The organism is Sphingomonas sp., from assembly GCF_019242355.1.
Lineage (GTDB): Bacteria > Pseudomonadota > Alphaproteobacteria > Sphingomonadales > Sphingomonadaceae > Sphingomicrobium.
Map to the genome: position 1 here is coordinate 1 of NZ_JAFAVR010000154.1, position 11,180 is coordinate 11,180.

At 68.1% G+C, this 11,180-nt stretch carries 10 protein-coding genes; 5 read left to right on the top strand and 5 right to left on the bottom strand.

What is annotated here, in order from left to right; genetic code table 11:
- The coding region (locus JOZ79_RS07695) for a pyridoxamine 5'-phosphate oxidase family protein (RefSeq protein WP_294072820.1) at positions 1-361 on the bottom strand (361 nt) is incomplete at its 3' end.
- A 138-nt stretch (positions 362-499) separates the two neighbouring features.
- Here JOZ79_RS07695 and JOZ79_RS07700 point away from each other — a divergent pair.
- The 3 genes from JOZ79_RS07700 (at position 500) to JOZ79_RS07710 (ending at position 4,132) form a co-directional block, all read left to right on the top strand.
- Complete coding sequence (locus JOZ79_RS07700; RefSeq protein ID WP_294072823.1) at positions 500-1,744, top strand: putative DNA modification/repair radical SAM protein; 1,245 nt, start codon at positions 500-502, stop codon at positions 1,742-1,744.
- 62 nt (positions 1,745-1,806) lie between these two features.
- Complete coding sequence (locus JOZ79_RS07705; protein WP_294072825.1) at positions 1,807-2,652, top strand: aldo/keto reductase; 846 nt, start codon at positions 1,807-1,809, stop codon at positions 2,650-2,652.
- Positions 2,653-2,692: 40 nt separating this feature from the next.
- Positions 2,693-4,132, top strand: coding sequence for a UdgX family uracil-DNA binding protein (locus JOZ79_RS07710; RefSeq protein WP_294072827.1), 1,440 nt, complete (start codon positions 2,693-2,695; stop codon positions 4,130-4,132).
- Positions 4,133-4,191: 59 nt separating this feature from the next.
- On the opposite strand, the gene smc is transcribed toward JOZ79_RS07710, so the two are convergent.
- The 4 genes from smc to JOZ79_RS07730 are packed head-to-tail and all read right to left on the bottom strand — an operon-like array spanning position 4,192 to position 9,631.
- Positions 4,192-7,611, bottom strand: coding sequence for a chromosome segregation protein SMC (gene smc / locus JOZ79_RS07715; protein ID WP_294072830.1), 3,420 nt, complete (start codon positions 7,609-7,611; stop codon positions 4,192-4,194).
- Between the two features lie 21 nt (positions 7,612-7,632).
- The gene (locus tag JOZ79_RS07720) at positions 7,633-8,319 is read right to left on the bottom strand and encodes a thioredoxin domain-containing protein (RefSeq protein WP_294072833.1); all 687 of its coding nucleotides are present in this window, start codon (positions 8,317-8,319) and stop codon (positions 7,633-7,635) included.
- Positions 8,316-9,077, bottom strand: a complete 762-nt coding sequence (locus JOZ79_RS07725; protein WP_294072836.1) for a thioredoxin domain-containing protein — start codon at positions 9,075-9,077, stop codon at positions 8,316-8,318. The genes JOZ79_RS07720 and JOZ79_RS07725 overlap by 4 nt, the downstream gene beginning before the upstream one ends.
- Entirely contained in the window at positions 9,074-9,631 is a 558-nt protein-coding gene (locus JOZ79_RS07730) for a DciA family protein (RefSeq protein ID WP_294072839.1), read from the bottom strand. Before JOZ79_RS07730 ends, JOZ79_RS07725 begins: the two co-directional genes overlap by 4 nt.
- 27 nt (positions 9,632-9,658) lie before the next feature.
- Here JOZ79_RS07730 and JOZ79_RS07735 point away from each other — a divergent pair, with 27 nt between their 5' ends.
- Together JOZ79_RS07735 and JOZ79_RS07740 are read left to right on the top strand one after the other, a co-directional pair.
- Entirely contained in the window at positions 9,659-10,663 is a 1,005-nt protein-coding gene (locus tag JOZ79_RS07735) for an A/G-specific adenine glycosylase (RefSeq protein WP_294072842.1), read from the top strand.
- A gap of 74 nt (positions 10,664-10,737) precedes the next feature.
- On the top strand, positions 10,738-11,180 hold a 443-nt coding region (locus tag JOZ79_RS07740; RefSeq protein ID WP_294072845.1), incomplete at its 3' end, for a c-type cytochrome.

An 11,180-nucleotide genomic window follows, 5' to 3' on the forward strand; every position in this document is an offset into this window, starting at 1 on the left:
GCGCAAGCTTGGGGTCATCCTTGCCCTCATACCATTCGGCGACGATGGGCGACCACAAGCGGTCGACAGTCGCGACGTCATTGTCGATCCTGAGCGTTCCCCGAAGGCTCGCGAACAGGTCGTGCCCCTTGGCGACGTAGGAACCGATCGCCCGGTTGGACTGGCCCATGGCGCGGGTCAGGTCATGGTCCTTCGCAGTGAAGATCCACAGCACGCCGGCCTCGCGGTCCTGATCCTCGAAATTGACCGTCATCGGTTGGGTCGCTCCGTCGCGCGTCCCCTCGACGCCGAGCATGACGAACGGGCTGTGCTTGAGCTCGCTCCAGAACTTGTCTTCGATTTCCTGGTTGTCCTCGGCCATTGCCGGTCTCCTGCTGCCTTCCGCAACCAACCCACCCCCGGGCGTCACGTTCCGGATACAGCCTTTCGGGCAGGTCCGGCCGAGGCACGGCCAAGCTATTGTGTTGCAAGCGGATTGGTTGGAACATAAATAGAACGCATGGCCCAGTTAGATGTCCAGGCGAAGCTTGCGATCCTCGCCGACGCGGCAAAGTACGACGCCTCCTGCGCCTCGTCAGGCACGTCGAAGCGCAACAGTCGCGGCGGCAAGGGCATTGGCTCGACCGAAGGAATGGGCATTTGCCACGCCTATGCTCCGGACGGCCGCTGCATCTCGCTGCTGAAGATCTTGCTGACCAACAGCTGCATCTTCGACTGCGCCTATTGCATCAACCGCAAGAGCTCGAACGTCCGCCGCGCGCGATTCACGGCGGAGGAGGTCGTGCGGCTGACCCTAGCCTTCTACAAGCGCAACTATATCGAGGGACTGTTCCTTTCGTCGGGGATCATCCGCTCGTCGAACTACACGATGGAGCAGATCGTCGAGGTCGCGCGGAGCCTGCGCGAAGATCACGACTTTCGCGGCTACATCCATTTGAAGACGATCCCCGACGCCGATCCGGAACTGGTGCGACAGGCGGGGCTTCACGCCGATCGCGTATCGATCAACGTCGAGCTGCCGACGAGGGATGGCCTAACCGCGTTGGCGCCCGAAAAGGACGCCGGCCAGATCGAAGGCGCGATGGGCGACATGAAGGCTTCGATCGCCGAGGCGGGCGACGACTCGAAGCGGTTTAAGTCGGCGCCAAGATTCGCGCCGGCGGGCCAGTCGACACAGATGATCGTCGGTGCGGACGCTGCCAGCGACGCGGATATCGTCGGCAAGGCGAGCGGGCTTTATGACCGCTTCGGGCTTCGCCGCGTTTATTATTCGGCCTTTTCGCCCATCCCGGACGCAAGCGCCGTCCTGCCTCTCAAGCGCCCACCGCTGATGCGCGAACACCGGCTCTATCAGTCGGACTGGCTGATGCGCTTCTACGGTTTTGCGCCGAAGGAAGTCCAAAGCGCAGCCGGCGCCGATGGCATGCTGCCGCTCGACATCGACCCGAAGCTCGCTTGGGCATTGAAGTTTCGCGAATGCTTCCCGGTCGACGTCAACCAGGCGCCGCGCGAGATGCTGTTGCGCGTGCCGGGACTCGGCGTGAAAGCGGTCGACCGGATCGTCGCGTCCCGCAGGTGGCGGAAGCTTAGGCTCGACGACGTCGCCCGGCTGACGCTGTCGCTGACCAAGGTGCGGCCGTTCATCAGCACCGCGGACTGGCGCCCGACCTTGCTCACCGACCGTGCCGACCTGCAGGCGAGGATCGCGCCGCCCGTCGAGCAGCTCGAACTTTTCGCTGCCTGAGACGGTGCGGGACGACGCCTCGCGAGTTCAGGCTTCAGACCCTTAGGCTGGAGCGAGCGACGATGAGCGATGAAACAGTGATCTGGAGCCGGGCGGTCGAGGAGCAGACCTCGATCAGGCTCAACGACGGCAAGTCGATTCCGCAGGTCGGCCAGGGAGTGTTCCTCGTGCCTCCGGAGGACGCCGAGCGGCTCGTCGAGACCGGGATCCAAGTCGGCTATCGCGCGATCGACACCGCCGCTTTCTACCGCAACGAGGCGGGCGTGGGCCGGGCAGTCCGAGCGTCGGGCGAGACCGTGTTCGTGACGACCAAGCTGTGGAACGGCGACCAGGGCCGCGACAAGGCGCGTGCCGCTTTCGAGCGCAGCCACAAGGAGCTCGGGCTGGACGCGATCGACCTCTATCTCATCCACTGGCCGGTCCCGTCGCAGGATCTCTACCTGGACAGCTGGCGCACGCTGATCGAGCTGCGCGACGAAGGCCGCGTCCGCTCCATCGGCGTCTCCAACTTCACGATCGAGCATCTTAAGCGGATCATCGGCGAGACCGGCGTCGTGCCCGTCACCAACCAGGTCGAGCTTCATCCGGCGCTGCAGCAGAACGAACTCGTCGCCTTCCACGAGGAGAACGGGATCAGCACCACCAGCTGGTCGCCGCTCGGCCGCGGGGCACTGCTCGATGATCCGCTGCTTGCGACGATCGCGAGCAAGCACGGCAAGACGGTCGCGCAAGTGATCATCCGCTGGCACATCGAGCGCGGGCTGATCGTGATCCCCAAGGCGTCGAGCGAGGGGCGCCTGCGTGAAAACCTCGACGTGTTCAACTTCCGTCTCGACGATGACGACATGCGGCAGATCGCCACGCTCGATCGCGGGACTCGCGTCGGGCCAGACCCGATGTCGATGTGATGCAGCAGCCCGGCCGTTGCTGATGCTACGCGACGGGCCAATGATCGACGCGCATCGGGTGACGCTCCCCGCGCCAGACGACTTCGACGGCTGGCGCGATGCCGCGCGCGACCTCGCCGAAGCAGGTGTTCCCGCGAGCGCGGTCGTCTGGCAGGTCGAAGGTGGCGAAGCCGACCTGTTCGGAACGGCCACGATGCAGCCGGCTGCGCCGAGCTTTCCCGTTCCGCGGGCCTTCGTCGAACTTGCGCAAGCCGTCGTCTGCCATTCCGACCCGGAACGCTTCGCGCTGCTTTACGCGATGCTGCTGCGGCTGAAGTCGAACAGGCAGGCGCTCGACGATGCCGCCGATCCGCTCGTCCGCCGATTGCAGGACCTCGCCAAGGCTGTCCGCCGGGACATCCACAAGATGCATGCCTTTGTCCGTTTCCGGGAAATCGAAGCACCCGATGGCGCCCGCTTCGTCGCCTTCTTCGAGCCCGAGCACCATATCGTCCGTCGCGCCGCGAACTTCTTCGTCAACCGGTTCACCGCCATGCGCTGGTCGATCCTGACGCCGGAGCTGTCGATTCACTGGGACGGGGCGACGCTGAGCGAAGGACCCGGCGCGGCCCGGGCCGACGCGCCAGCCGGCGATCCGCTCGAGGAGACGTGGCGAACCTATTACGCGTCCATCTTCAACCCAGCGCGCCTCAAGGTCGGCGCGATGCTGAAGGAGATGCCGAAGAAATACTGGCGCAACATGCCGGAGACCTCGCTCGTTCAGCCGCTGATTGCCGGCGCTCGGCAACGGGAGATCGATATGATCGATGCATCCGCGGTCAAGGACGGGCTGAAGCACGCGCTCGAAGCCGAGCGGCGGGTCGAGCCCGGCGGCAACCTCCGCGCGTCGTGGGAAGCGCTGCTCAAGGATGCGCGCAAGTGCACCCGCTGCGACCTCTACAGGCATGCAACGCAGACTGTGTTCGGCGAAGGCCCGCTCGACGCGTCGATCATGTTCGTCGGTGAGCAGCCGGGCGACCAGGAGGACATCGCCGGCCGCCCGTTCGTGGGGCCAGCCGGCCAGCTGTTCGACGCGGCCCTCGAGAAAGCCGGAATCGATCGCTCGACGGTCTATGTCACCAATGCCGTAAAGCATTTCAAGTTCGAGCAGCGCGGCAAGAAGCGGATCCACAGCAAGCCCGGCGCAGGCGAGATCGAGGCCTGCCGGTGGTGGATCGGGCAGGAGCGCGACCTGATCCGCCCACCGGTCACGGTGGCCCTTGGCGCGACAGCCGCACGCTCGCTGTTCGACAAGGTCGTCACCATCAGCAAGGTGCGCGGCGAGCCGCAGACGCTGCCAGACGGCGGCGAGTGCTGGATCACCGTCCACCCGAGCTTCCTGCTGCGAATCCCGGAAGAAGATCGCCGCCATGAAGAGCGCGCACTCTTCGTCCGCGACCTCAAGCGCATCAAGGAGCGCGCCGCGGAATTGGCCGCCTAACGGCTGTCGCCGACGCTCGCTGGGACACGAGGCCGCGGCTCGGTTCGGCTTATCGGATTTTATTCCGCCGCGAGCAGAGTCTCCGCGCCACCGAGGTCGACCGAGACCAGCCGGCTCACGCCTTTCTCGATCATCGTCACGCCGTAGAGCCGGTCCATACGGCTCATCGTCACTGCATTGTGACTGACGATCAGGTAGCGAGTGTCCGTTTCCTGCGTCATCTTCTGAAGCAGCTCGCAAAACCGCTCGACATTGGCGTCGTCCAGCGGCGCGTCGACCTCGTCGAGGACGCAGATCGGCGCCGGATTGGTCAGGAACAACGCGAAGATCAGCGCGACCGCGGTCAGCGCCTGCTCGCCGCCCGACAGCAGTGTCAGCGTCGAGAGGCGCTTGCCGGGGGGCTGCGCCATGATCTCCAGCCCGACCTCGAGCGGATCGTCGCTTTCGACAAGCTCGAGGTGCGCCTGGCCACCTTCAAAGAGGGTGGTGAACAGCCGACGGAAATGACCGTCGACTTGTGAATAGGCGTCGAGCAGCCGGACCCGCCCCTCGCGGTTGAGGCTGCCGATCGAGCCGCGCAGGCGGTGGATCGCCTGGGTCAGTTCCTCAGCTTCCGCCGCGCCCCGGGTGCGGTCGGCGTCGAGCTCTGCAAGCTCGCTTTCGGCAACGAGATTGACCGGCCCGATCCGCTCACGCTCGCCGGTCAGCCGTTCGAGCGTCGCCGATTCCTCCACAGCCTCGCGCACCTCGGCAGGATCGAAGCCGAGCCGTTCGGGAACGCGCTGCGGGACGCATTCGAAGCGTTCGACGCAGGCGCGGGCGAGCTCGGTGCTGCGCTCCTGCTGCGCCTCGGCCCGGGCAAGCGCGGCGGCGCGGCGCTCGCGGGCGCCGGCCGACCGTTCGTTGACGCCAGTGACGGCGACAGCGGCAGCGGCCACCGCACGCTCGGCATCCTGCTCGGCAGTCGAGGCCTCGCCAACCTTCACCTGGCTGTCGCTGTTGACGCGTTCGAGCTCGCTGATGCGGGAATCGAGCAAGGGCGGCTCCAAGGCGAGGCCAGCGCGCTCGCTCGCCTGTTGCCGTTGTCGCTCCTCGCCATCCGCAAGCCGACGATCGGCATCGGCAAGGCGTCGACGCCACTCCGCCTGCTCGCGACCGGCCGCGGCGAAGCGCTCGCGAGCAGCGCCGGTCTCGCGCGCCCGCGTCGCCGCTTCCGCCCTTTTATCGGCGACCGCCGCGGCGGCCGAGGCCGCAACCCTTCGGGCGGTTTCGAGATCGCTTTCCAGCGCGGCCGGGTCTGGGAGCGTCGCAAGGGACTGCGCTGCCGCCGCAACGGATTCGATCGCCGCGCTCCGCACTGGCTCGAGGTCGGCTAAGCGCTGCTCCAGAGCCGTCCGCTGGGCCGCGATGCGATCGAGCGCCGTCGATGCCGCATCCGACGCCCGTCCCGCTTCGCGCGCCTCCTTCTCGGCGGCGGTGGCGGCCGAGCGCGCCTCGTCCATCACCAGGCGCAAGCGTTGCATTTCCGCGATGGTCGCGTCACGCGCGGCCTGGGCCTTGACGGCTGCGGCATCGAGCGACGGCAACCCGGCGGCGAGCTCGGCCAGGCGATTGACCCGCAGCAGCCGCTCGGCTGCCGCAGCCCCCGACCCAACCGCAACGAACCCGTCCCAACGTCGCAGCCTGCCATTCCTTGTCACCAGCCGCTGGCCGACTGCCAGTGCCTGCCCCATGTCCTCGTCGGCGACCGCGACCTGCCGCAGCCGCCGCTGCAACTCCGTCGGCGCGCTGACATGGTCGGCAAGGCATTCACTTCCCGTGGGGAGCGCAGGGTCTCCCGCGGCACTCTCGCTGCCCTGCCAGCGCCGAGGCCCGTCGCCGCCGATCGCCGCCTCCGCATCCTCGCCGAGCGCAGCCGCAAGCGCCCGCTCGTAGCCGCGGGCCGCCTTGAGGCTCGCGATTGCCGATCCACCGCCGTGATCGAGCGCGCGGGCAAGCGCGTCATGCTCCGAACGAGCCGCCGACAGCGACGCGCGCGCCGCAGCCAGCTGGCTCTCCTCGGCGTCGCGCGCCTCGGCCGCAATAGTCCTTGCCTGCTCGGCGTCGGCCCGCGCGGACTCCGCCGCATCGAGCGCGGCCGAGGCAGCGGTCGCCCGCCGATCCGCCTCGTCGCGCTCACGCTGATGCTCTGAGCCATCGCTCAGCGTCCCGGCCTGCTGCGCGAGCCGGTCGCATTCCTGTTCGGTCCTGCCGAGCTGCGCCCTCGCCGCGTCCAGCGCGGCTTCCGCGACCCGCCGCTCCGCGCGCATTGCCGCCTGGCGCGCAAGCAGTTCGGCGAGCGCCGCCTCCGCGTCCCGCGACGCGGCTTCCAGGCCGCCCAGCTCGTTTGCAATTCGCGCCGCCAACCCTTCGGCATCGGCAAGCCTCTGCTCGATCGCCGACCGCTCCTCATCGAGCCCGGCCAGCGCCGCTTCGGCATCGCCGCGCAGCGCAGCCTCGCGCTCGATGTCGGCCTTGAGCGACGCGTCGAGCCGGTCAAGCTCGGCGAGCCTCCGGCCGACCGTGTCCCGCCGCGCCCGCGCCGTCGCCAGCTCGTGCGCGAGCGCCTGGGCCGACTCCCGGAGCTCGGCCAGCGCGATGCGGCGCTCGGCCAAGGCGGCCGCAGCCGCCTCCTGCGCCGCCTGGGCTTCGACCATTGCCTGCTGGACGGCCGCGACCTCCTCCTGGGCGGCTCGGGCATCCTCGTGCGCCGCCTGCGAGCCGGCCTCGGCCTCGCTCCAGCGCGCGTGCAGCAGCCGGCCTTCGACCAGCCGGATCTGGTCGCTCAACCTGCGGTAGCGCTCCGCCGCCCGCGCCTGCCGCCGCAGCGCCGCAGCCCGCTGCTCCTGATCCGACAGGATCTCGCTCAGCCGCACGAGGTTGGCCTCGGTGGCGCGCAGCTTCTGCTCGGCATCCTTGCGCCGCGCGTGAAGCCCGGAGATTCCGGCCGCTTCCTCGAGCAGCTGTCGCCGTTCGACTGGCTTGGCGGCGATGATCGAGCTGATCTTGCCCTGGCTCACAAGTGCCGGCGAATGAGCGCCCGTCGCGGCATCGGCAAACAGCAGGCCGACGTCCTTGGCCCGGACGTCCCGTCCGTCGATCCGGTAGGCAGAGCCGGCGCTTCGCTCGATCCGGCGGGTGACTTCGCTTTCGCCGGTTTCGGAGCCCTCGCCGCTGCTCATGCGGTCGAGCAGGATCGAGACCTCGGCGAAGTCACGCGGCGGCCGGCTGAGGGTGCCGGCGAAGATCACGTCCTCCATGCCGCCGCCGCGCAGGGACTTGGGGCTCGATTCCCCCATGACCCAGCGGATGGCTTCCAGGAGATTCGACTTACCGCAGCCGTTGGGCCCAACGACTCCGGTCAGGCCAGACTCGATGCGCAGCTCCGTCGGCTCGACGAAGCTCTTGAAGCCGCTGAGCTTGAGCCTCCGGATGCGCAATCGATCCCCCCGCGCCGCCCGCTATCCGCCGACCGCCGACTTGATCTCCGGTTCCAGGTCATCCCAGGTCGCGGCCTCGCTGACCTTGCCGTTGATGATGAAGGTCGGCGTGTGCGTGACCCCGTGGTCGTTCGCCGCCTTGTCGACGTCGAGCAGGTGCTGAAGCGCCTTGGCATCGATCAGGCATTGCCGGGCCCGGGCCGGCGTCACTCCGAACCGGGCGGCGACCGCCACGAGGCCGGTGACCGATGCCAGCCGAAGGATCTGCTGCTGGTTGGGCATCGCGTCGATCGCGGCCTTGTCCGCGTCGCTCAAGTCCGCGATCCTCTTCTCCCAGTCCGGCTGCGTCGCGAAGACGACCTCAGCCATCGGGAAGAATTTGGCCGCCCCGGCACAGCGCGTCAGGAGCGTCGCCGATACGTCAGGCGCGCTGATCAACAGATTGCGGAACTCGTAGCTGACGCGGCCCGTGCGGACGTAGTTGGCGATCAGCGGCTTGTAGCCCGTTTCCTCGAAGTGACGGCAATGCGGGCAGGCGAGCGATCCATATTCGACCAGCCTGACCTTCGCCGCAGGATTGCCGACCCGGAATCCGCCGTCGGGCGTCTCGGCCACCATATGCGACCAATCGCGCGAGGGGGCCGCGGCCGCTGGGCCGCTGGCGAGCAGCGCCGCGACCGCCGTCAGCCCAAGCGCGGCCGACCTCACTTCACCGCGGCCTGGATCAGCGGCAGGAGCTTGTCCCAGCCGGCCACATCCTTCGCCATCGTCCCGTTGATCACGAAGGCCGGCGTGCCCTGGAAATCCGGATAGTCGTTGTTGACGTTGGCGCTGGCCTGAACCTCATGCTCGATCATCTTCTGGTCGCTGAGGCACTGGTTGCTCTTGGCCTGGGGGAGACCCCGCGCCGCCGCCCAGTCCTGAAGCCCCATGAGGCTCGCCATCTGGACGAAGATCTGGTTGGTCGGCAGGTTCTGAATCTGCTGCACCTTGTCCTGCGGCGCGGCCTCATACTTGCCCATCCAGGTCGGCTGGTCCGCGTACATCGCCTTCGACATCGGAAAGAAGGTCTTCACCCCGTTGCAGCGCGCGATCAGGTTGGCGGCAACGTCAATCGCGCCGTGAATGACGTAGGGCCGGAATTCCCAGCTGACCTGACCGGTCTTCACATATTTGTCGACGAGGATGGGCGAGCCTTCCTGTTCGAACAGGCGGCAGTGCGGGCAGGACAGGGATCCGATCTCGACCAGCTTCACCTTCGCGTTGGGATTGCCCATCATATAGCCGTCGGAGGTCGCGTTGACGACGTCGGCCCAAGTGCCGCCGGGCGGCGGGTTGGCCTGTGTGACAGTCACGGTGCTGGTGTCGTTCCCGGCGGCTACGTCGAGGTTCTGGTTGCCGCCCTTGTTGCAGCCGGCGAGGGCCAGGACAGCGGCTGCGCTGGCGAGGAAAACGCGGATCGTCATTGCTTCGTCTTGCTCCGAATATCGGCCGGAAAGGTTTCGCCGCCGCTGCTCGGCAGCGACGGCGGACCGGCCGTAGCGGCAATTCTCCCCGCAAGCGACTCCAGGCAAGCGCGCAGCCCCGGATCGGCGATCTCGCGAAGGCCCTCACCGATCTCCGCCGGCACCGGCGCGAGCTGCGGCCGCTGCGGCAGCCGGTCGGGCTTGGGCGCGCGCCCCTGCTTGAAGACGATGCGGTCGATCGCCGCATAGCCGAAGAAGCGGTTGACCCGCTCGATGATCATCGGCGCAAGGTGCTGAATGAGCGGCGCATGGGCACCCTCGACCAGAAGGGTCAGCGCTCCGCTCGACTTGCGGCCGGCCGGGAAGCGGATCGATTCGGGGGAGGACACCTTGCCGTAGCGCTCGCCGACGATCTCGCTCCAGCGGCTGACGATCGCACTCTGGACGAAGCCGAACTTGCGGAACGACTGGCCGCCGACGTCGCCGACGAGCTCGCCCGCCGAACGCGGCCGGCAGCTCCGCTCTGCTTGCTCGCTAACCTTTCCCTTCGCCATCGGTGGTCAGCATGGCATAGCACCCCCGTGACCGCCAACGCCGCAGCGCGACTCCTTCAACATTATGTGGATAACTTCCGCCGGCTGCCCTGGCGCTCCGCCCCGGGCGAGCCGCCGCCCGATCCCTATCGCGTCTTGCTGAGCGAAGTGATGCTCCAGCAGACCACCGTCGCCGCCGTGGCGCCGCGTTTCGAGCGGTTCGTCGCGCGCTGGCCGACGACTGATTCGCTCGCCGCCGCGCCCGATGCCGACGTCTTCGCCGAATGGGCCGGCCTTGGTTATTATGCCCGCGCCCGCAACCTCATCGCTTGCGCCCGCGAGATCGTCCGGCGCGGCGTCTTCCCCAAGACCGCCGCGGAGCTTCTGACCCTTCCCGGCCTCGGCGACTACACGGCGGCGGCGATCGCCGCGATCGCGTTCGGCGAGCCGGTCGCGGTCGTCGATACCAACGTCCGCCGCGTGGTGGCGAGGCTGCATGCCCTCTCCGACCCCACCATGCGAAAAGTCGCGGATATCGTCGCGGCAATGATCCCGTCCGAACGCCCGGGCGACTTCGCGCAGGCGATGATGGACCTCGGCGCGACCATCTGCCGGCCAAAGGCGCCGCAATGCTTCGCCTGCCCCCTCGCCGACGACTGCGCCGGCCGCGCGCTGGGAACGCCGGAGGCGTTCCCGGCCCGCAAGGCCAGGCTGGCCCGCCCGGTTCGCCACGGCACAGCTTGGTGGATCGAGCGAGGCGGTGCCGTGTGGCTGGTGCGCCGTCCGGACAAGGGCATGCTCGGCGGCATGGCCGCGCTGCCGGGAAGCGGCTGGACCGACCGGCCGCAATCTCCTGCCGGTTCGCTCGGCACAGTCTGCCATGTCTTCACCCATTTCACGCTCGAGCTCCGAATCGAGCGCCGCGCCGCGCCGGAGGGCGACGGCTGGTGGCAGCCGCTCGATCAGCTTGCGGAGGCCGGCCTTCCGACGCTCTATCGCCGGGCTGCCGAGCTTGCGCTCGATGCCGCCACCGAGCCCCGCGCCGCCGCTTGAAGAAGCCGGGACTCGCCCGTAAGAGACGGCGCAAATCCGTTTCGTCCCGGTTCCAGGGGCGCCAGGGGAACTTCATGGAAGACCGCTTCAACACCATCGCCGGCTGGGTCTTGTTCGCCGGGATCATCGCCCTTGGAACGTCGATCGTCGCGGGCGAAGCGATGCGCAGCGAGCGGCCTGAAAAAATGGGCTACCCCATTGAGGGCGTCGAGGAAGCGGGTCCAGGCGGCGGCGCTGCGGAGAAGCCGATCGAATCCTACCTCGCTACCGCCGACGCGACGAAGGGTGGCGACGTGTTCAAGAAGTGCGCCGCCTGCCATAACGCCGACAAGGGCGGTCCCAACATGACCGGTCCCAATCTGTGGGGCGTGCTCGGCGAGCCGATCGGGCAGGGCAAGGGCGGCTTCGCCTTCTCCGACGCGCTCGCCAAGAAGGGCGGCAACTGGGACTGGCACAGCCTCAGCGACTGGCTGACCAGCCCCAAGGCCTTCGCGCCCGGCACCAAGATGACCTTCGC